Source organism: uncultured Bradyrhizobium sp. (assembly GCF_936943645.1).
Classification (GTDB): Bacteria; Pseudomonadota; Alphaproteobacteria; order Rhizobiales; family Xanthobacteraceae; genus Bradyrhizobium.
In genome coordinates this window covers 124079-143962 of sequence record NZ_CAKZJO010000084.1, presented here as the reverse complement: position 1 = coordinate 143962, position 19884 = coordinate 124079, and the positions used below count along the sequence as shown (strand labels likewise).

General features: G+C 64.2%; 20 protein-coding genes. 8 read left to right on the top strand and 12 right to left on the bottom strand.

Annotated elements, in window-relative coordinates; genetic code table 11:
* The 5 genes from Q0743_RS24730 to Q0743_RS24710 all read right to left on the bottom strand — a co-directional run.
* Window positions 1-548, bottom strand: a 548-nt coding sequence (locus Q0743_RS24730; RefSeq protein ID WP_298244092.1) for an ABC transporter ATP-binding protein, incomplete at its 3' end; no start/stop codon positions are given.
* Window positions 549-699: 151 nt separating this feature from the next.
* Complete coding sequence (locus tag Q0743_RS24725; RefSeq protein ID WP_298244091.1) at window positions 700-1692, bottom strand: ABC transporter substrate-binding protein; 993 nt, start codon at window positions 1690-1692, stop codon at window positions 700-702.
* A 56-nt stretch (window positions 1693-1748) separates the two neighbouring features.
* Window positions 1749-2558, bottom strand: a complete 810-nt coding sequence (locus Q0743_RS24720) for an ABC transporter permease (RefSeq protein ID WP_298244090.1) — start codon at window positions 2556-2558, stop codon at window positions 1749-1751.
* A 270-nt stretch (window positions 2559-2828) separates the two neighbouring features.
* A complete protein-coding gene (locus Q0743_RS24715; RefSeq protein ID WP_298244089.1) occupies window positions 2829-3536 on the bottom strand; it encodes a TetR/AcrR family transcriptional regulator in 708 nt (235 codons plus the stop codon).
* Window positions 3537-3766: 230 nt separating this feature from the next.
* Complete coding sequence (locus Q0743_RS24710; RefSeq protein WP_298244088.1) at window positions 3767-4615, bottom strand: VOC family protein; 849 nt, start codon at window positions 4613-4615, stop codon at window positions 3767-3769.
* A 211-nt stretch (window positions 4616-4826) separates the two neighbouring features.
* Here Q0743_RS24710 and Q0743_RS24705 point away from each other — a divergent pair, with 211 nt between their 5' ends.
* Entirely contained in the window at window positions 4827-5720 is an 894-nt protein-coding gene (locus Q0743_RS24705; protein ID WP_298244087.1) for a sugar kinase, read from the top strand.
* Between the two features lie 18 nt (window positions 5721-5738).
* Window positions 5739-6644 (top strand): ribokinase, encoded by a 906-nt coding sequence (gene rbsK, locus Q0743_RS24700; RefSeq protein ID WP_298244086.1) that lies wholly within the window; start codon window positions 5739-5741, stop codon window positions 6642-6644.
* A 55-nt stretch (window positions 6645-6699) separates the two neighbouring features.
* On the opposite strand, the gene Q0743_RS24695 is transcribed toward rbsK, so the two are convergent.
* On the bottom strand, window positions 6700-7920 hold the full coding sequence (locus tag Q0743_RS24695) for an FAD-dependent oxidoreductase (protein ID WP_298244085.1): 1221 nt from the start codon (window positions 7918-7920) through the stop codon (window positions 6700-6702).
* Between the two features lie 225 nt (window positions 7921-8145).
* Here Q0743_RS24695 and Q0743_RS24690 point away from each other — a divergent pair, with 225 nt between their 5' ends.
* Window positions 8146-8940 carry an enoyl-CoA hydratase-related protein gene (locus Q0743_RS24690; protein WP_298244084.1) on the top strand — a complete coding sequence of 265 codons (795 nt, stop codon included), beginning with the start codon at window positions 8146-8148 and terminating at the stop codon, window positions 8938-8940.
* Window positions 8937-9542, top strand: a complete 606-nt coding sequence (locus tag Q0743_RS24685) for a histidine phosphatase family protein (protein WP_298244083.1) — start codon at window positions 8937-8939, stop codon at window positions 9540-9542. Before Q0743_RS24690 ends, Q0743_RS24685 begins: the two co-directional genes overlap by 4 nt.
* On the opposite strand, the gene Q0743_RS24680 is transcribed toward Q0743_RS24685, so the two are convergent.
* The 4 genes from Q0743_RS24680 to Q0743_RS24665 all read right to left on the bottom strand — a co-directional run bounded on the left by Q0743_RS24680 (window position 9502) and on the right by Q0743_RS24665 (window position 14320).
* Window positions 9502-10842 (bottom strand): TRAP transporter large permease, encoded by a 1341-nt coding sequence (locus Q0743_RS24680; protein WP_298244082.1) that lies wholly within the window; start codon window positions 10840-10842, stop codon window positions 9502-9504. The genes Q0743_RS24685 and Q0743_RS24680 overlap by 41 nt on opposite strands.
* On the bottom strand, window positions 10839-11417 hold the full coding sequence (locus tag Q0743_RS24675) for a TRAP transporter small permease (protein WP_298244081.1): 579 nt from the start codon (window positions 11415-11417) through the stop codon (window positions 10839-10841). The genes Q0743_RS24680 and Q0743_RS24675 overlap by 4 nt, the downstream gene beginning before the upstream one ends.
* Window positions 11418-11544: 127 nt before the next feature.
* Window positions 11545-12540 (bottom strand): TRAP transporter substrate-binding protein, encoded by a 996-nt coding sequence (locus Q0743_RS24670; RefSeq protein WP_298244080.1) that lies wholly within the window; start codon window positions 12538-12540, stop codon window positions 11545-11547.
* Between the two features lie 61 nt (window positions 12541-12601).
* Entirely contained in the window at window positions 12602-14320 is a 1719-nt protein-coding gene (locus tag Q0743_RS24665) for an IlvD/Edd family dehydratase (protein ID WP_298244079.1), read from the bottom strand.
* 174 nt (window positions 14321-14494) lie between these two features.
* On the opposite strand from Q0743_RS24665, the gene Q0743_RS24660 reads away from it, so the two are divergent.
* Both Q0743_RS24660 and Q0743_RS24655 read left to right on the top strand, forming a co-directional pair.
* Window positions 14495-15193: a GntR family transcriptional regulator gene (locus Q0743_RS24660; RefSeq protein WP_298244078.1), complete on the top strand. Its 699-nt coding sequence runs from the start codon at window positions 14495-14497 to the stop codon at window positions 15191-15193.
* Between the two features lie 216 nt (window positions 15194-15409).
* A complete protein-coding gene (locus Q0743_RS24655; protein ID WP_298244077.1) occupies window positions 15410-16378 on the top strand; it encodes a hypothetical protein in 969 nt (322 codons plus the stop codon).
* 54 nt (window positions 16379-16432) lie between these two features.
* Here Q0743_RS24655 and Q0743_RS24650 read toward each other — a convergent pair whose 3' ends face one another.
* On the bottom strand, window positions 16433-16846 hold the full coding sequence (locus Q0743_RS24650; RefSeq protein WP_298244076.1) for a hypothetical protein: 414 nt from the start codon (window positions 16844-16846) through the stop codon (window positions 16433-16435).
* 299 nt (window positions 16847-17145) lie between these two features.
* Here Q0743_RS24650 and Q0743_RS24645 point away from each other — a divergent pair, with 299 nt between their 5' ends.
* Window positions 17146-17829, top strand: a complete 684-nt coding sequence (locus Q0743_RS24645) for a nitroreductase (RefSeq protein WP_298244075.1) — start codon at window positions 17146-17148, stop codon at window positions 17827-17829.
* A gap of 137 nt (window positions 17830-17966) precedes the next feature.
* Here the strand turns inward: Q0743_RS24645 and Q0743_RS24640 are convergent, their stop codons facing one another.
* On the bottom strand, window positions 17967-18791 hold the full coding sequence (locus Q0743_RS24640) for an NAD(P)-dependent oxidoreductase (protein ID WP_298244074.1): 825 nt from the start codon (window positions 18789-18791) through the stop codon (window positions 17967-17969).
* A gap of 89 nt (window positions 18792-18880) precedes the next feature.
* On the opposite strand from Q0743_RS24640, the gene Q0743_RS24635 reads away from it, so the two are divergent.
* A complete protein-coding gene (locus tag Q0743_RS24635) occupies window positions 18881-19858 on the top strand; it encodes an SMP-30/gluconolactonase/LRE family protein (RefSeq protein WP_298244073.1) in 978 nt (325 codons plus the stop codon).
* Window positions 19859-19884: the final 26 nt, after the last annotated feature.

Genomic DNA, 19884 nt, shown 5'->3' with positions numbered 1-19884 from the left:
AGCATGATCCTGGGATCATGCACGAGGGCACGGCAGATCGAGGCGCGCTGCTGCATGCCGCCGGAGAGCTGCCACGGCAGCTTCTTCTCGAAACCTTCGAGCCCGACCAGTTTCAGCAGCGACTTGGCGCGGTCGAGATATTCCTGCCGCGGCAGCCGCTTCATGTCGATCGGCAACATGACGTTGCCAAGGATGTTGCGCCAGGGCAGCAACAACGCGTTCTGGAAGACGATGCCGACATTGCCGTGCGGCGTCGTCACCTTCTCGCCCTCGACCAGGATCTCGCCCGTAGTCGGCGGCAACAGTCCCGAGATCAGCTTGAGCAGCGTGGACTTGCCGCAGCCGGAGGGGCCGACCACGACGAAGAACTCGCCGTCATTGATGTGGAAGTCGAGCGGCCGTAGCGACGGCACGTCGCCGTCGCGCGTCCTGTAGGTCTTGGATACGCCGGACAGCTTGATGCCGGACGCGTCGTTACCAGCGCGATCCGAGACCAGGCGCAGATGCGCGGCCGGTTGCGTATCGACTGGTTTGATCGCAGGATTCATCACAGCAGTCTCCGCCCGTCGTCCCTGCGAACGCAGGGACCCATACGCCGTGCCGGCGCGGTCGGGCACGCGGGGAGAGACCATCCGTAACCATCGCGGCCGGTGGTTATGGGTCCCTGCGTTCGCAGGGACGACAGCGGAAAATGATCGCTCACGAGCCACTCTTCGGCAGATAGTCGTTGGTGTAGAAGGCCTTCGGGTTGTCTTTTGCCTTGGCGTCGAGCCCGCCATATTCGACCAGCAGATTGACGGTCTCGGTCATGTTCTGGTCAGTGACCTGGAACGGGCGCTTGCCCTTGGTCTCCGCGGTCCGGTAGAGCGGGATGGTCAGCTCAAAACCCTGGGTCAGCGTGTCGATCTTGCCGCCCTTGGGGTTGGCATCGAGGATCGACTGCGCCGCCGCCTTCGGCTCCTTCTCGGCGGCTTCCACCGCCTTGGTCGTCGCCGACATGAAGCGGCGGACGAGATCGGCATTGGCCTTCACATAGTCGGCGTTGGCGATGATGCCTGATGAGACCATGTTGATGCCGTAGTCGGCGAACTTGATCGGATAGACGTCCTTGCCGGTGGCGTCCTTGATCTTCATGGACTGGTCCATGACGTAGCCGAGCAAGAGGTCAGCCTGACCGTTGATGACGGCGTTGAGCTTGGTCTGGCCGTCACCGGCAACGGTCTGGAAATCGCTTTCCTTCAGGCCGGTCTTCTTCAGGAACAGCGGCCAGATCTGGGTCATGGAATCGGCGGGCGTGATCGCCACCGTCTTGCCCTTGATGTCCTCGGGCTTTTTGATGTTCTTCTCGACGAAGCCCATGGCGGACATCGGCGAGGTCTGCAGCAGCACACCGGTCGCAACCACGGGCGCGCCCTTGATAGCGGCGCGCATCATGGTGGGCACGTCGACATAGCCGAAATCGGCTGTCTTGGCGGCGACGGCCTGCGTGGTCGCGGCCGAGCCGCGGCCTTCCTGGATCTCGAGGTCGATGCCCTCGGCGGCATAGATGCCCTTGGCCTTGCCGTAATAGAACGGCGCGTGCTCGCCATAGACATACCAGTTGAGCATCAGCACGACCTTGTCGGCTGCCTGCGCCGGCATCGCCGCAAACGCCATCAGCGCCACGGATGCAGCTCCAATCCACTTCCTCATCGTCACTCTCCCTGTCGTTGTTGCGTCGGCCGTTGGTGGCCGATCGATGCTTGAGTCTAAGAGGCGAAAATCACGTCCTCGCGCTGGCTGACGTGCCAGGGGATGACCAGCTTCTCGATCCGGTCGACGATCCAGAACAGGACCACGCCGAGCAGCGCCAGGATCACGAGCGCCGCGAACATTGTCGGCAGGTCGAAGGTGCCGATCGAGCGCTGCATCACATAGCCAATGCCGGAATTGGAGCCGACGAACTCGCCGACGACGGCGCCGACCACGGCGAGTGTCACGGACACTTTGAGGCCGGAGAAGATCGCCGGCAGCGCATGCGGCAGGTTCACCGCGCGAAATACCTGGAAGCGACTGCCCTGCATGGCGCGGGCGAGATCGACCATGTCGGGATCGACCGACTTGAAGCCCTGCACGGCGGAGACGACCACCGGGAAGAATCCAAGGAGGAATGCCGAGATCACCTTGGGAATGATGCCGAAGCCGAACCACACGACGAACAGAGGCGCGATGGCGATCTTCGGCACGGACTGGGAGAACACCAGCAGCGGATAGACGTAGCTTTCCACCGTCTTGGAGCCCGCGATCAGCATGGCGACGGGAATGCCGAACAGCGCCGACAGCAGGAAGCCGCAGACGGTCGCATAAGTCGTCGGCCAGGACTGGCGCAGCAGTTCCGGCCATTCGGTGCGCAGCACGGCAAGAACGTCGCCCGGCGAGGGGATCTGATAGGCGGGAATCCTGAACAGCCGGATCGAAAGATCCCAAGCGACCACGATGAACACCAGGAACAAGAACGGCCGAACCCAGGCGGCATTCAGCAGCTTGGAGATCGCATTTTGCGGCTTCGGCTCGGCCAAATTTCACTCCCGGCAGTCTTCTTCGTTGTGGGGAGAAATTAACCCGTTGGATAAATACTGTCCAGAGGTTTTCCCTGTGACGTTTTGCGGCGGGTTCCGGGGATCAGGTAGGGCGAAGGCCGCGCCAAATCCTCGGCGTCGTCCCGGCGAACGACGGGACCCATAACCACAGGAAGAAATTTGGCGCAGACTGGTCGTTCGGGATTAGCACCACGCACGATCGACAGATCACGCGGTATGGGTCCCGGCGTTCGCCGGGACGACGATGGACTAAACCGTCTGCGCCACCGCGGCGCGCGGCTTCGGCGCCTTCGCGATGTCGAACAACGCGGCCGAGCGCCCCGTCAGCGCCGCCAGCACGAGGCCGACCATGTGGGCCAGCCGCTCGTCCTTGGCCTTCTTGTCCAGCAGATCACGGCCGAAGATCACGCTGAGCGTAGCCGAGTTCGAGAGGTAGAAGAAGCAGAGCCCGGCGATCGAGATGTAGAGCTGCACCGGATCGACCGCGACCTGGAAGTCGCCGCTGTCGACGCCGCGCCGCACCACGGTGCGGATCATCTCGACGAAGGGCGAGTGCATCGACTTGACCTTGGTCGATTTCTTCAGGTGCTTTGCGCGCGCGAGGTTCTCGGTCTGCAGCAGCGACAGGAATTCGGGATTGCGCAGGAAGTAATTCCAGGTGAACTCGATCAGGCGGCGGATCGCCTCGGGCGGCTCGAGATGCTCGAGATCCAGCCCCCGCTCCTCGCTGCGGATCTTGTCATAGGCGCCTTCCAGCACCGTCAGATAGAGCTCGTCCTTGTTGCCGACGTGGTAGTAGAGCATGCGCTTGTTGGCGCCGGCCTTGGCCGCAATGCGATCGACGCGCGCACCGGCAAGGCCATGGGCGGAAAACTCCTGCTTGGCGGCTTCGAGAATGCGCAGCCGCATCCCCTCGGGATCGCGCTGCCATTTCAGAGTTCGCTTTGCCTTCGCCAAACCGGGTGCTCGCTGGGTGCTGTCTATACGCGTGTAACACGCGGGCGTCCGTTTGAGAACGATCTCGTGCCCCGGACGCAGCGCAGCGCTTCAGCGGTGCGCTGCAGAGCCGGGGCCCACGCCTCCGAGTGCGAGGTTTCGGCCGTCTGGGTCCCGGCTCTGCGCAGCAACGCAAGAGCGTTGCAGCGCGTCCGGGACACGAGAGCAATTACAAGCGGGCAGGCCGCCCCCTACTCCACCGGCTTCGGCGAGCGCTCCAGGAGCACCGTCTGAATCCCGCAGGTCCCGCTCCTGACCGTCATGATCCGCGTGCCCGGCTTGCGGCCGTTGCGCACTTCGGTGACGTCGAGGCCGGCGGCGATCAGGCGGGCGCGGGTGGCGTCGATGTCGGCCACGCGCCAGCTCAGGCCCCAGAGCCGATCATGTTGGGGATCACCGCCGGCGACGGGCCGACGCACCACCTCGACGATGAGGTCGCCGCAGCGGAAGAACATCAGCTGGCCCCAATCCTGATGCGAGCGGTCGAGCGCCAGGTCGAGCCCGAGCCGTGCGCCGTAGAGCGCGGCGGCACGTTCGGAATCCTCGGTGGTGGTCACGACATGGTCGAGGCCGTCGATCGGCGCGACATCGGTCACAGCCGAGACCGGGCGCTCGTCGGCAAGCTCGAGGAAGAACATGCGCACGCCGCGTGTGAGTTCCGTGGTGGCGCGCGTGCGTTTCCAATGCAGGACGGCGCCCGATTCGGCGTCGCTGCTTTCCACCTCGGTGACGGGATCAGGTTTCAAGGCCACCCGCTCCAGCCGCCGGTGCATCCTGCTCATGTCTGCGACACGAAAGCACAGGCTGGCGAGCATGCCCTCCTGGTCATCGAGCAGCGCGCGCATCCGGTCGGCCGTCGCTGTGAAGCCGCTCGGCGCCATCAGCTCGATCGTCATGTTTTCGAGAGTGAACAGCACGCGATCAGCGCCCTCGCCGGAATTCTGCCAGGCCGGCGCGCGGGCAAGCAGCGTCTGATAGGCCGCCTTGGCCGCATCGATGTCCCTGACCAGGACGACGACGTGATCGAGGCCCGTGATCATCTCTCCCCCTTTTGATCGGCCTGGAACCTGTGAGCCGAAACACGGCGTTTGTCCGGGCTTGGCATTGCCCGGTGATGGTCGTATTCCGGCCGCATGCTGACCTCAAGCGCTTCGGGCGGCAGTTTTGCGAATAATTTCAGCGATCCCCCGGCGGAACCGGTGCTACAGTACGCGCGTCGGCCGGGACCACAAAGCGCATGACGGACAAGCAATGCAGGCTCTCTTCATCGGACAGACCTATATCGACGTCGTCTTCATCACCGACCACATGCCGACCGGCGACGAGAAGCACGTGGCCTCGGACTACGCGGTCTCCTTCGGCGGCAACGCGGTGACGGCGGCGTTCTGCTGCGCCAAGCTCGGCATCGTGCCGGATCTGATCGCGACCGCGGCCAATGACTGGCTGGGGCGCATGTTCCAGGACATGTGCGCGAAATACGCGATCTCGCTGCACGGGCGGAAGGTGAACCAGTCCTCGCTCTCCTTCATCATGCCCAAGGACGGCAAGCGCGCCATCGTCCGCTGCCGCGACGACGAGCACATCCATCCCTTCCCGATGCTCAATCTCGGCGGCTGCCGCGCGCTGCATGTCGACGGCCATCAACCGGACGCCGCGCTCCACTACGCCAAGGTTTGCCGCGAGGCCGGCATTCTGACCTCGCTCGACGGCGGCGGCCTGCGCACCAACACGCATGAGCTCCTGGAGTATATCGACGTCGCCATCGTCGCCGAACGGCTGTGCGAGCAGATGGACCTGACGCCGGAGAAGATGCTCGACTATCTCAAGAGCCGCGGCTGCAAGATCGGCGGCGTCACCATGGGCGAGAAGGGATTGCTCTGGTACGACGAGACCGGGACGGTGCAGGTGATGCCGGCGATGCCGATCCCGCGCGAGCGCGTGATCGACACCAATGGTGCCGGCGACGTTTTCCACGGCGCCTATGTCTATTCCTACCTCGCCCATCCCGGCAAAAGCTGGCGCGAGCATTTTGATTTCGCCCGCGCCGCCTCGACCTTCAAGATCCAGCGCCTCGGCAACGAGGCCGGCCTGCCGACCCTTGTGGACATCGCCAAAGTCAGGCACGAGTTCGAGGTCAGGGTCTAGGATTTCGAAGGTCACATCATGGGGCGCGTCTTCATCGCCGGCAGCATCAACATGGATGTGGTGGCGACCGCCGATCGCCATCCGAAGGTCGGCGAGACCGTCGCCGGCCGGCAGGTGCTGTATTTCCCGGGCGGCAAGGGAGCGAACCAGGCGGTAGCGGCGGCGCGGCTCGGCGCACAGACCACGCTGATCGGGCGGCTGGGCAAGGATGCGTTCGGCGCGGAGCTGCGCACGTTCCTGGGCGCGCAAGGCATCGATCTCGGCTCCGTCCGCGACGCTGACACCCACACCGGCACAGCGATCATCACGGTCGCCGCCTCCGACAACACGATCGTCGTCGTTCCCGGCAGCAATGCGCAGGTCAGCGCGGACGATGTCGCAGATGCGGCGCTGGCGAAGGGCGATGTCGCCGTCAGCCAATTCGAGATTCCGCTGCCGACCATTGCCGCCTTCTTCCAGCGCGCCCGCGAGGCCGGCGCCACGACGGTGCTCAACCCGGCGCCGGCACAGAAGATGTCGAGCGAGTTGCTGGCGCTGGTCGACATCCTCGTGCTGAACGAGACTGAGCTCGGCTTCCTCGCCGGCACCGAGCTTTCGGACAGCGACGAGGCCGCAAGGATCATCGACGTCGCACGACAGCTTCAGGCGCGCGCGGACCAGACCATTTGCGTCACGCTCGGCAAGCGCGGCGTACTCGCGCTGGCGGGACACGAGGAATTTGCCGTGCCGGGCCGCGCGGTGAAGGCCGTTGACACCACAGGCGCCGGCGACTGTTTCGTCGGCGCTCTGGCAGCTCAGCTCGCCAGCGGCGCGGCTCTCCGCGCTGCCCTCACCTTCGCCAATGCGGCGGCCTCGATCAGCGTGCAGCGGATGGGCGCCGGGCCGTCGATGCCGACGGCCACGGAGGTCGCGGCTGTGCTTTAGCGCGAGCTGCGGCTTCCTTCACCTCGCCCTGCTTGCGGGGCGAGGGAGAAGATCGTCACGCCAGAGCGCTCTTCAGGTCGAAGCTTTCGTCGGCGGCCTGCTCCGGCGTGATCGAGCGGCCCATGCCCTGCAAGCGGCGGCCGAACATGTGGTCACCGGCGCGGTTGATCGATTCGATGCCGAGCAGTTGGTCGCCCTTGTAGCAGAACGCCGAAAACGCCTTCCTGGCGGGATCACCGCGCAGCACGACGCGGTCGTAGCCGGTGGTCAGCCCCGCGATCTGCAGCTTGTCGTCGCCCTGGTCGCTCCAGAACCAGGGATGGCCGTCATAGGGCTTCATGTCGCCGGTCAGCCGTGCGGCCAGGCAGCGGGCGTGGTCGGTGGCGTTCTGCACCGATTCCAGCCGCAGCGAGCCGCCAAAGCGCGGGCTTGCAAACAGCGCGCAATCGCCGATCGCGGAGATGTCGGGATCGGCGGTCGACAGATATTCGTCGACGATGATGCCGGCGGCAACCGGCAGCCCCGCCTCGGCCGCGAGCTCGATGTTCGGCAGCACGCCGACGCCGACCACGACGAGGTCGGCCGGCAGATGCCGGCCGTCGCTCAGGGAGACGCCGGTGACCTTGCCGCCTTCGGCCTCGATGGAGGTGGCCTGAACGCCGAGATGAATGCGGATGCCGGCCTCGCGATGGCGCGCCTGGAAATACTCCGAAACCTCGGCCGTCACCGCGCGCGCCATCACGCGCGGGGCAAGCTCGAGCACATCGACCTCGAGGCCCTTGATCCGCGCGGTGGCGGCGAATTCGAGGCCGATGAAGCCGGCGCCGATGATCACCGCCCGCGTCTTCGACGGCATGATCGCCCGCAGTGCCTCGCTCTCGTCGAGGATGCGCAGATATTTCACGTCCGGCAGGTTGGCGTTCGGCAGATCGAGCAGCCGGTTGCGCGCGCCCGTCGCCAGCACGAGATGGCCGTAATCGAGCGTGTCGCCCGAGGCGAGGTGCAGCTTGCGCTTCGGGCGGTCGATCGACACCGCGCGGCCTGCAATCAGCTCGATCTTCTGGTCCTGGTAGAATTTTTCGGGGCGGAACATCAGGCTCTCAGGGCCGGCCGAGCCCTTGATGTAGGCCTTGGACAGCGGCGGTCGCTGATAGGGCAGATGCGCCTCGTCATTGATCAGGCAGACGCGCCCTTCAAAGCCCGCCTGGCGCAGCGACGCCGCGACCTGATAGCCGCCATGGCCGGCCCCGACGATGATCACCGGACCGTCGCTCATCGGACAGCCCATTTCCGGAAGACACGAGCGTAACCCATGTCGTCTCCTCTCTCGCTGATTTTGGTTGCTGGCCTTACGAGGAGCCGGCGCTCGTGTCCGTCCCTTGGAAAAGGCACACCCATTTGAGCCTATCGTTCCATCGAGTGCAAGGGCAGTGAGGGATTGTCTCCCCCCGCCTTCTGCGATTTAGTCGCGACCAACCACCTCATGCCGGGGATATCCAGGATGCCAGCACCCGTCTCCCAGCCCGACGATCCCGCCCTGCTCAAGATCGACGGCCCGATCGCGACCATCACGCTCAACCGCCCCGCCGCCTTCAACTCGATCAACCTTGCGATTGCGCAAAAGCTCGAGCAGCTCGCGGCGTATATCGAAGGCGACGACGCCATCAAGGTCCTGGTGATCGAAGGCGAAGGCCGCGCCTTCTCGGCCGGCGGCGATCTGCAGACGATCGGCGCTGCGGCCGAGGCCAATACAGTGACGCCCGTGGTCGGCGAGCTCTTGAAGCACTATCATGCCTTCATCGAGATCGTCAGGCGCATGCCCAAGATCTCGCTGTCGAGCGTGCACGGCTCGGCGGCCGGCGCCGGCATGGGCCTCGCCTTCGTCACCGATCTCTGCATCGCCGCAGACGATGCCAAGTTCACGCCGGCCTATGCCAAGATCGGGGTATCGCCGGATGGCGGCTCCACGGTCGGCATCGTCGGTACGGTCGGCTCGCGTCGCGCGCTGCAGATCTTTCTCGCCGAGGACAATTTTACCGCGCAGCAAGCCCATGAATGGGGTCTGGTCGCCAAGACCGTTCCTGCCACCGAGCTGAAGGCGGCCACGCGGCAGCTCGCCGAGCGTCTGGCGCAGAACCCGCCCGCTGCCATCGCCGGCACCAAGCAGCTGGTCTATCAGGCCGCGACCACGCCGGTGAAGCAGCAGCTCGATGCCGAGGAGCACAAGATCATCATGGCGATGAACACGGAAGAATTCCGCACGGCCGTGAAGAAATTCACGAGCAAGTCGAAGTGACGCCCGCGCGCAGCTTCGTCGGCCTTCGTCACGGCGCCACCGACTGGAATCGCGAAGGGCGTTTCCAGGGCCGGACCGACAACCCGCTGAACGAGGACGGCCTGCGGCAGGCGCACGAGGCGGCGGACATGCTGCGCGGCATCGGCATCAGCCGCATCGTCGCAAGCCCCCTGGTGCGCGCGGCACGAACCGCCGAGATCATCGCGGCGGCGATTTCGGTCCCGCTGGAAATCGATGACCGCATCATCGAATTCGATTTCGGCAGCCTCGAGGGCCTCCCTGTCCGCGACGTCATGATCAAGCACGGCGTCACGTCGGCGACGGGCCTCGTGTCGATCCTGACGGGCGACGGGGAGAGCTGGGACGCCATGGCCGGGCGGTCGCTGGCTTGCGTCTCCGCTTGGCTGGAACGTCATCCCGACGACGACCTGCTGTTCGTCTGCCATGACGCGGTGATGCAGGCGATGGCGAACGCTTTGTCCGGCAGCTATTTCAAGAACAGCCACGCCACCCCGTTCCGCTATCTGCGCGACGCCGGGGGATGGCGGATCGAGCAAATCGTTATTGCGGACAGATATAGCCCGTCCCCGCCGGCGACTTGAAGCACCCGACCGATTCCGGCAGCACGTGCCGCGGCAGCCACAACACGACGCTGGGGAAGTAGATCGCGAACGCGATCGTGCCGAGGAAGACCAGGTAGATCGGCAACGCCGCACGCAGCGCCTTGGCAAAGCTGATGCCGACGAATTTCGACGCCATCAGCAACACCAGGCCATAAGGCGGTGTGATCAGACCGAAGGCGAGCGTTGCGATCAGCACGACTCCCATGTGGACCGCATTGATATCGCCGGCCTCCGTCAGCGCGTTGACCAGCGGCATGAAGATGATGATGGTCGGCACCGGCTCGATGAAGTCCCCGACCACGGTGAAGAGCAGCACCATCAGCAGCATGATCAGGTGCGGATCGTTGCCGGCGATCGACGTGATCCACTCGGCGATGTAGGTCGCGCCGCGCAGATAAGCCAGCATCCAGCCGAAGGCGTTGGCCGCGCCGATCGTGATCAGCGGCAGCGAGAAGATCAGACCAGCGAGGCAGAAATCGTAAGGGATCTTCCTGATATGCCCGCGATTGAGCGCGGGGATCACGACGAGCACGATCCAGACCACGGCGACGACGCCGGCCTCCGTCGGCGTGAACCAGCCGGTGAGGATGCCGCCCAGCAGAATGACCGGAATCATCAGCGGCAGGGCGGCATCGCCGGCCGCGAACACCACCTGCCGCAGCGGGGCGCGCGGCTTGCGCAGGCCGGAGGGGCCGAAGAAATAGCAATAGATCATCAGGCCGAAGCCGATCATCAGGCCCGGCACCACACCTGCCATGAACAGGCCGGCAATCGAGACGTTACCGACGGCGCCATAGACCACGGCGGTGATGCTCGGCGGCACCAGCGCGGCGATGGTCGAGGCCGAGGCGATGATCGCGGCGATGAAGGCAGGCTCATAGCCCTCACGCTTCATCGGGCCGCCCAGCGCACGGCTCATCACGGCGACGTCGGCGGTGGTCGAGCCCGACATCTCCGAAAAGAACATGCTGAAGACGACCACGACCTGCGACAGCCCGCCTCTGATATGCCCGACCAGCGACACCGAGAGATTGGCTATTCGCACCACTACATTGGCCGAGCTCATGAGTTCGCCGACCAGCAGGAAGAACGGGATCGCCAGCAGCGCCTCGGAATCGACGCCGTCAAAGATCTTCTGGATGATCGCGGCGAGCGAAACGTCCGACAGCAGCGCGCCGATGAAGACGCCGGCCATCAACGAGAACGGCACGGGCACGCCAAGGTATCCGAACGACAGGAAGCAGATCGTCATCAACGCCAGGACAATGGGTGCGCTCACGGTTGCGCCCTCATCTGTGCGTCGGTAACGACAGGCGCTCCGTCTTCCTCGGGAGGCTCGGGATGGTCAAAGCCGTTGCGCAAGCCGTTGACGAGCTGCTCGACGGTGAACAAGCCAATCAGCACACCCGACAATGGAATGATCGCATAGAGTGAGGCGATCGGCGTGCCCGACGGCAGGCGGAAGCTGCCGAAGCCGCGCAGATAATTCTGATAGCCGTACCAGATCAGGCAGAAGGCAACGCCGAGCACGACGATGCGGATGATGACTTCGACGACCAGCCGCGGGGTGCCGTGCATCGCCTCGGAGATCGCGGTGAGATAGAGGTGGTCGTTGCGCCGCGTCGCAGCCGCCGTTCCGATGAAGATCGCGTAGATGAACAGCGTCGAGGTGACCTCCTGGAGCCACAGCCAGGGATGACCGATGGTGCGGGTGACGATGTCGGCGGTGACCGACAGCGAGAAGCCGAAGCACAGCACGCCGCACAGGATCATCAGCGCAAGCTCGAGCCAGTCGAGCCAGCGCCACTTCAGGTGGCGCTGGCGTTGCACCAGCAGTTTGTCGGCAATGGCCATCGTTGCTCCCGGCTGCAGCTTTCCGTCATGGCCGGGCTTGTCCCGGCCATCCACGCACTCTGGCGCGGGGGTGGAAGAAAGAACGTGGATGCCCGGGACAAGCCCGGGCATGACGACCTTGCTGGAACTAATTGATCGACCGGATCAGATCCTTGATCTTCTCGGCATGCGGGCCGAGCTCCTTGGCGAGCTTGTCGAGATAGGGATCGGCGACGGCCGCAAAGCTCTTCTTGTCGACGTTGTCGACGATTTTCACGCCCATCTTCTTGAGCTTCTCGGCCGCGGTGCGCTCGAGCTCGAACGCCTTCGCCGGCTCCTTGGTGCTGATCTCGTTGGCCGCGGTCTGCACCCACCCCTTCTGCTCGGCGGAGAGGCTTTGCCAGAGCTTGTCCGAGATGAACACCAGCGCGTTGTTGGCTTCATGCTCGGTGATGTTCAGGACCGGCGCCACTTCGTAGTGCTTGTTGACGAGGTAGACATTGATGCTGTTCTCGGCGACGTCGACGACGCCGGTTTGCAAGCTGGTATAGACGCTGCCGAACGGCATGTGCACGGTCTGGGCGCCATAGGCCGGGAACATGGTGTCCTCGGTCGCGGTCGCCTGCACGCGGACCTTCAGGCCCTTGATATCGGCCACATTGTGGATCTCCCGCTTCGCGTACATGTGGCGCACACCTTGCGAGCCCGTCGCGATCACGTGCAGGCCCTGCGTGGTCTCGTCGATCATGGCCTTGAGAGCTTCGAATACGCGGGGATCGGCGAGGCCCTTGACCACATGTTTCTCGTCGCGGAAGAGATAGTGCAAGGACATCACGCCGGCCTGCGGCGAGATCGTCGCCGTGTTGGCCGAGGAGATGATCGAGAATTCGACGTCTCCGGCCTTCACGAGCTGGAGCACTTGCGGCTCTTGCCCGAGCTGCGCGCCGGGGTATTGGTCGATGATCATGGTGCCTTTGCTCAATTCCTTGAGCTTCTCGGCAAACAGGTCACCCGCGATGGAATAGCCGGTGTTGCGCGGCTGGTCATAGGCGAAGCGATAATGCTTCACCTCCTGCGCCCCCGCCCCGGTCACGAACAGCACGGCAGCCGCAGCCGCCAACCCACGCATGGATCGTGCAATCATCGTTTCCCCCTGTTGTATCGCCCGCCGCTTGTGCGGTCTGAGCGCTCGATCGAGTGGCCGATCAACCCTTCTCAGTCGTCTTCCCAGTCCTCTGCATGAAATCGAAGTCGCAGCCCTCGTCGGCCTGCATGATGGTTTCGTTGAACAGCCAGGCGTAGCCCCGCCGTGCCTCCTCGGGCGCCGCGGCCGGCGTCAAAGCTGCCCGGCGGCGCTCCAGCTCGGCCGCATCGACCAGCAGCTCGATGCTGCGCTTGGCCACATCGAGGCTGATCATGTCGCCGTTCTGCACCAGCGCCAGCGGCCCGCCCACGGCGGATTCCGGGGTGATGTGCAGCACGATGGTGCCGAACGCCGTGCCGCTCATGCGCGCATCGGAAATGCGCACCATGTCCTTGGTGCCGCCGCGCGCGAGCTTCTTCGGGATCGGCAGATAGCCGGCCTCGGGCATGCCGGGCGCCCCTTTCGGGCCGGCATTGCGCAGCACCAGCACGTCGTCGGCGGAGACGTCGAGATCGGGAGCATCGACCCGCAGGGTCATGTCCTCGACGGACTCGAACACCACCGCGCGCCCGGTGTGCTTCAACAGTTTCGGGCTCGCGGCCGACTGCTTGATGACTGCGCCGCGCGGGGCGAGATTGCCGTGCAAAACGGCAAGACCGCCTTCCTTCTTGATCGGATTATCGCGCGAGCGGATCGCGTCCTGGCCCGGCACGTCTTCGGCGTTGCCGACGACGTCGCGCAGCGTCTGGCCCGAGATGGTCTTGGCATCGAGATCGACGAGGTCGCCGAGCTGCGCCAGCAGCTTCGGCACGCCGCCGGCGTGATGGAAATGCTCCATGTAGTGCTCGCCGGACGGCTTGAGGTCGACCAGCACCGGCACCTCGCGGCCGATCTGGTCAAACTTTTCGAGATCAAGCCGGTGCGGCGAGCGATGCGCCATCGCGGTCAGATGGATCAGGCCGTTGGTCGAGCCGCCGATCGCCTGGAGCACCACCTGCGCGTTCTTGAAGGACGCCGGCGTCAGCAGCTCGCTCGGCTTCGGGCCCTTGGTCTTGGCCATCTCGGCGGCGACCTTGCCACTGGCCTCAGCAAGCCGGAAGCGCTCGGCATGGGGCGCGGGGATGGTCGCACTCATCGGCAGCGACAGGCCCATGGCCTCGATCATGCAGGCCATGGTCGAGGCCGTGCCCATCACCATGCAGGTGCCGACCGACGGCGCGAGACGGCCGTTGACCGCCTCGATCTCGGCATCGTCCATCTCGCCGGCGCGATACTTGCCCCAGAGCCGGCGGCAATCGGTGCAGGCGCCCAGCACTTCACCCTTGTGGTGGCCGACCACCATGGGGCCAACGGGGATCACAACCGTCGGAAGATCGGCGCTGATCGCGGCCATCACTTGCGCCGGGAGCGTCTTGTCGCAGCCGCCGATCACGATCACCGAATCCATCGGCTGGGCCCGGATCATCTCCTCGGTGTCCATCGCCATCAGGTTGCGCAGGTACATCGAGGTCGGGTGTGCAAAGCTCTCTGCGATCGAGATGGTCGGGAACACGAACGGCATCGCGCCCGACAGCATCACGCCGCGCTTGGCGGCCTCGATGATCTGCGGGACGTTGCCGTGGCAGGGATTGTAGTCGCTATAGGTGTTGGTGATGCCGACGATCGGACGCTCCAGCGCGTCGTCGGAATAGCCCATGGCCTTGATGAACGCCTTGCGCAGGAACAGCGAGAAGCCGGCATCGCCATAGCTCGTCAGACCCTTGCGCAAACCACTCGTCATCATGCCACTCCTTCAGTTGCCATTGTGGTACAGCCCGCCCCTCGATTGTCAATAAGCCTGGTCCATATTGTCGCATTTTCCGTCAAATCGTACCCTCTCCAGCGCGAATTATTGACAATCCAACCCTTCCCTGCTCCACAGTGCGAGCCGGCCAGACGCCGGGAGACTGAGGGCATGCCCGATATTCGCACCACAGACAGCATGCCGATCCGGCTCGACGATCCGGACGACGTCGTCGCGCGGCTGGAGGAGGACATCATCTTCGGCCGCCTCGCGCCCGCCGCGCGCCTCACCGAGGACGCGCTGATGTCGCGCTACGGCACGTCGAGGCACTTCGTGCGTCAGGCGCTGGTAGATGCGGAGCGCCGCGGCATCGTCCGCCGCGAGAAGAACGTCGGCGCCACCGTGCGGTTTTACTCCGCCGAGGAGGTCCGGCAGATTTACGAGGTGCGGGAGATGCTGACGCGGCAGGCCGCGCTGATGATCCCCCTGCCCGCAGCGCAAAGCCTGATCGACGAGCTGAGCGCGCTACAACGGCGATACTGCGCCAAGGCCGATTTGCAGGATCTGCGCGGCATCCACGAAGCCAACGACGCCTTTCACCTCGCGTTGTTCTCGGCCTGCGGCAATCCTTACCTCGTGCGCTCGTTGCAGGACTACATGAACCTGACGCTGCCGATGCGCGCAAAAAACCTCGCCGACCGCGAGGGCCTCGCGCAGTCACGGCGCCAGCACGAGATGATGATCGAGCTATTGAAGGGCCGCGATAGCTGGGCGCTGGCGCAGCTGTGCGTCGATCACATGCAGTTCAGCAAGAGGGACTACCTGGCGCGGGTTGCCGGTGACGAAGCGGAGCATCCTCCAGTTCGCTAGAACCGCCGGCGGTGCGGGCTGAGTGAGCGCCATCCTCAGGAGCACGATCCCTGCTGAGCCCTTGCGACACTTGAACGCAACTAAAAATGACCAGCAGCGATTGCCTCGCCGGATATTCCGTGAAACCTTATTGCGAGTGACTTGCATTTGCAAGACGACGAAGCGATCGGTGACGTGCGCACATCGCGCCTGCCGCGGGTCAAGGGTGGAGTGTTCGTGTCCAGAAAAATGATCTTCGCGCACGGCACAGCCGCGGCCGTGGTTTCGGCCGTCCTCCTGGCGAGCTGCATCTCGGCCTTCGCCGGCGAGCAGCCGAGGCAGCCATTTCCCGAGCTCCGCACGCCATTGAACGGCGGCCTCTCCAAGCCAGCGCACGGCCTGTCGTCAGCTCATGCCGAGATCGACACCGAGCATATTTTTGGTTTCAGCATGGGCTCCGATATCGGAAAGCCGGGCGAAATCGAAGTGGAGTTCGAGAATGTCGGGGCGTTCGGCAAGCGCTCCGGGACATACGCAGCCTGGGCTGGGCTCAATCAGGCCAAGTTCACTCTGTCGGACAATTTCCGGATCGCGCCGGGATTTGCGCTGAGCGGACAGCGCATCAACGGCGTGCCGGGGCTTGCCGATCATCAGGACCTTGCTTTCAGCGGTGCGGCTGTCGAACTGCGATACAAGCTGATCGATCGTGCCGTCGCCCCGTTTGGCTTGACCCTTCATGCTCAACCCGGCTGGAGCCGGATCGACGACGGCAGCGGCATGCACATCGAGCAGTATGGCGGAGAGTTTGCCGCGCTGTTCGACCGCGAGTTGGTCAAGGACAGGCTGTTTGCGGCATTCAACGTCTGGTACGCGACCGGGGGAACACGCGAGATTGCCACCAATCTGTGGCGACACGATTCCGAGATGCAGCTCCAGGCCGCGATCTCGTACGCGTTGCAGCCCGCACTCGTGCTCGGCCTCGGCGTTCGCTATGCGCGGGCCTATGACGGTGGTGGGCTCGACCGCTTTGCGGGAGACGCGGTCTTCGCAGGCCCCACCTTCTCCTACACCATCTCAAAGGAGATCGGCATCTCCGGCACCTGGCAGACGCAGATTGCAGGCCGTGCCGCCGGCGACAGCCGCAACCTCAACCTCGATCAGTTCGAGCGCCACCAGGCTCTATTGCGCATCAACCTGCATTTCTGACGTCGGGCCGCGCGATGCCGTGAACGCCGGCATGGCAGTCAGACGCTGAAGAATTCAGTACCGTCTCAGCAGCCCGCGATCCACGCTCGCTTCGCCATAGTCGGCGCAAGCCCTTTTCGGGTTTCTGATCAAGTCCGTTCGGATGCGCCTGAAGGTTCTGCTGGCCGCGTCGGACACTTCGGGGCGGAGTTTGCGGGGATCGTAGCTTTCGCCATCGCGGGCGTTGATGGCGGCGGCATAGGCGTCGATCATGGCCATCGCCGCCTCGGGGCTGCCGAGCAGCCGGGCGCCGAGCTGAACGCCGCCGCTGCCATCGACCTCGTAGCCGTCGCATCGCTGCTCCAGCACCACGGATGCGACGACGAGCTGGTCGAGGAACGTTGCCTCCGCATCGGTGAGCGCTGCGGCTTGCACGGGGTTTGATACGAACGTCACAATCATCGCGATGGCTGACAATTTGATTCTCATTGTCGTGGCTCCCGAATTGCGATCGCAAATGTCGAGAGACAGACGATGTCCGGGGCAGTGTTGACCTAGATCAACGGAGCGGTGCGAGTCGTCTATCTACGATGATAGGAAGCTGCATCAGCACGGCATTGCGAGCGCAGCGAGGCAATTCAGAGTCGCTTGATGGGCCTTGCTTCGCTCTCCCCATCCCGCGCGCTGCTGCCAAGGGCCAGCGGGCCGCCCGCACTTCAAAAGGCTATGGACATAATCAAAATCGTAGGGGAGAACGCGGCATCGAGCCCATTTCAGGATGCCGTAAAATGGAATTTGATGATGTCATTCTCGGCCGGCGAAGCATTCGCGGCTACAAGTCCGCCCCCGTCCCGCAGGAATTGATCAAGGAAATCCTGGCGCTGGCCATGCGCGCGCCGTCGTCGATGAATACCCAGCCGTGGAATTTCTATGTCATCACCGGGGAGCCGCTGGATCGTATCCGTCAGGGCAACACTGAGCGCAATCTGGCGGGAGTGCCGCACTCGCGCGAATTTCGAACCGGCCAGGCATTTGAGGGAGTCCATCGCGAACGCCAGATTGGCGTTGCCAAGCAGTTGTTCAGCGCGATGGGAATTGCGCGAGACGACAAGCAGAAGCGGCAAGATTGGGTCCTGCGCGGTTTTCGCCAGTTCGACGCGCCCGTGTGCGTGATCATCACATACGATCGTGAGTTGGCTTCGAGTGACGACACGGCCTTCGACTGCGGCGCCGTGGCGACCGCGCTCGTCAACGCGGCCTGGTCGCGTGGGCTTGGCGCCGTGATCAACAGCCAGGGCATCATGCAATCACCCGTCGTGCGCGAGCATGCCGGAATTGCGGATGATCAGGTGATCATGAAAAGCATCGCGTTAGGCTGGCCGGACGACAGTTTTCCTGCCAATGCCGTCATCTCAGAGCGCAAGTCGGTCGACGAAGCGACGACGTTCGTGGGATTTGCGAGCGGAGCTTAGCCCAAACTCACGTTGCACCGGCGATCAGGCGAGTCGAGGGCCGGCGACGTATCACTGTGAGCGAAGCAATCCAGACTGCCGCTCCGGAGAGATTCTGGACTGCTTCGCTACGCTCGTCATGACACTCCCGTCGCGGGTTACCGCTTCTTCCAGTCGATGACCCGGCCCGGATCGGCATCGAACTCCATGCTGCAGAACGTGCCGCCCTGGAAATAGTCGCCGACCGGATCCGGCTTCAGCTTGGCCTGCTCGGCCATCGCGTGCTCACGGAAATCTTCGGCGCGGCCCGTGGGCCGATAGCCGAATTCGTAGGCGCGGTGGTTGTCCCACCAGGCGCGCTCGTTAAGGGAGGCGCCGTAGAAGACTTCGAAATGGATATCCGGATGCTCGAGCCCGATGCGGCAGAGCTGTACGAGGTCATCGGGCTTGAGCCAGATCGAGAGCCGGCGCTGGTCGAGCGGCATGTCGCCGAAATTGCCGATGCGCAGGCACGTCACCTTCATTCCGTGCTTGTCGGCGTACAGCGCACCGACGGCCTCGCCGAACACCTTGCTGACGCCGTAGCGGCCGTCAGGGCGTGGGGTCACGTCGGTGCCGATCTTGTGGTGGCGCGGATAGAAGCCGACGGCGTGGTTCGAGGAGGCGAACACCACGCGCTTGACACCCTTGCGGTAAGCCGCCTCGAACAGATTGTAGCCGCCGATGATGTTGGCCTGGAGGATCTGATCCCAGGTGCCTTCGACCGAATAGCCGCCGAAATGGATGATGCCGTCGACGCCCTCGCAGATCGCCTCGCATTGCGCGAGATCGGCGAGGTCCGCCGCCTTGAACTGCTCCTTCGCGCCGAGATCGGCCGGCGGCTTGATGTCGGAGAGCAGGAGATCCGGATAGATCGGCGGCAACAGCTTCCGCAGGCTCGTGCCGATTCCGCCCGCAGCTCCCGTCATCAGAATACGCGGCATGTTGTCCCTCGCCGTTGGTGACCGATTTGCCGTCACGTGTCTCTAATGATAGCAGCATTGTCCAGAGGGAACGAAACGAGAGAACCGACATGAATGAGGCATCGTCTCACACCCAGGAGCGGCCAGGCTGGCGGCCGGCGACCTATTACCCCGATCCCGCGATCAAGGCGCTCGATCCCCGCTTCGAAAGATACTGGCTGAAACTGTCGGCGGTGGAGCGGCTCGCGACCGGCCTGCGCTGGGCCGAGGGTCCCGTGTGGTTCGGCGACGGACGCTATCTGCTCTGCAGCGACATCCCGAACCAGCGCATCATCAAATGGGAGGAGGAGACCGGCGTGGTCTCCGTGTTCCGCAAGCCATCGAATTTCGCCAACGGCAATACGCGCGACCGCCAGGGCCGGCTCGTCACCTGCGAGCATGGCGGACGACGCGTGACGCGCACCGAATATGACGGCAGCATCACCGTGCTGATGGATCAATTCAACGGCAAGCGGTTGAACTCGCCGAACGATGTCGTTGTCAAATCGGACGGCTCGATCTGGTTCACCGATCCGACCTTCGGCCTGCTCGGCAACTACGAGGGCTACAAGGCCGAGCCCGAGATCGACATGAACGTCTACAGGCTCGACCCGGAGACCCGCAAAACCACCGTCGTCGCCGAGGGTGTGCTCGGGCCAAACGGGCTCGCCTTCTCGCCGGACGAGAAGATCCTCTACCTCATCGAATCTCGCGGCGTGCCGACCCGCAAAATTCTCGCCTATGACGTCTCGCCTTCCGGTGACAAGCTTTCGAACAAGCGCGTCTTCGTCGATGCCGGCCCCGGCACGCCGGACGGTTTCCGCGTCGACATCGACGGCAATCTCTGGTGCGGCTGGGGCATGGGCGATCCCGATCTCGACGGCGTCGTGGTGTTCGCACCCGACGGCGTCATGATCGGCCGCATCGCGCTGCCCGAGCGCTGCGCCAACGTCTGCTTCGGCGGCGTCAAGCGCAACCGCCTGTTCATGGCGGCGAGCCAGTCGATCTACGCGCTGTATGTGAACACGCAGGGCGCGTTGGGGGGATAGAGTCCCGCACCGCTCTCTCCTCGTCA

What these genes read in the sequence shown, in the direction of transcription:
- Q0743_RS24635 (WP_298244073.1), top strand. Translation starts at nt 18,881, where the DNA reads ATGAATGAGGCATCGTCTCACACCCAGGAGCGGCCAGGCTGGCGGCCG.
- rbsK (WP_298244086.1), top strand. Translation starts at nt 5,739, where the DNA reads ATGGGGCGCGTCTTCATCGCCGGCAGCATCAACATGGATGTGGTGGCG.
- Q0743_RS24660 (WP_298244078.1), top strand. Translation starts at nt 14,495, where the DNA reads ATGCCCGATATTCGCACCACAGACAGCATGCCGATCCGGCTCGACGAT.
- Q0743_RS24695 (WP_298244085.1), bottom strand. Translation starts at nt 7,920, where the DNA reads ATGAGCGACGGTCCGGTGATCATCGTCGGGGCCGGCCATGGCGGCTAT.
- Q0743_RS24725 (WP_298244091.1), bottom strand. Translation starts at nt 1,692, where the DNA reads ATGAGGAAGTGGATTGGAGCTGCATCCGTGGCGCTGATGGCGTTTGCG.
- Q0743_RS24710 (WP_298244088.1), bottom strand. Translation starts at nt 4,615, where the DNA reads ATGATCACGGGCCTCGATCACGTCGTCGTCCTGGTCAGGGACATCGAT.
- Q0743_RS24690 (WP_298244084.1), top strand. Translation starts at nt 8,146, where the DNA reads ATGCCAGCACCCGTCTCCCAGCCCGACGATCCCGCCCTGCTCAAGATC.
- Q0743_RS24705 (WP_298244087.1), top strand. Translation starts at nt 4,827, where the DNA reads ATGCAGGCTCTCTTCATCGGACAGACCTATATCGACGTCGTCTTCATC.
- Q0743_RS24665 (WP_298244079.1), bottom strand. Translation starts at nt 14,320, where the DNA reads ATGACGAGTGGTTTGCGCAAGGGTCTGACGAGCTATGGCGATGCCGGC.
- Q0743_RS24640 (WP_298244074.1), bottom strand. Translation starts at nt 18,791, where the DNA reads ATGCCGCGTATTCTGATGACGGGAGCTGCGGGCGGAATCGGCACGAGC.
- Q0743_RS24650 (WP_298244076.1), bottom strand. Translation starts at nt 16,846, where the DNA reads ATGAGAATCAAATTGTCAGCCATCGCGATGATTGTGACGTTCGTATCA.
- Q0743_RS24645 (WP_298244075.1), top strand. Translation starts at nt 17,146, where the DNA reads ATGGAATTTGATGATGTCATTCTCGGCCGGCGAAGCATTCGCGGCTAC.
- Q0743_RS24670 (WP_298244080.1), bottom strand. Translation starts at nt 12,540, where the DNA reads ATGATTGCACGATCCATGCGTGGGTTGGCGGCTGCGGCTGCCGTGCTG.
- Q0743_RS24675 (WP_298244081.1), bottom strand. Translation starts at nt 11,417, where the DNA reads ATGGCCATTGCCGACAAACTGCTGGTGCAACGCCAGCGCCACCTGAAG.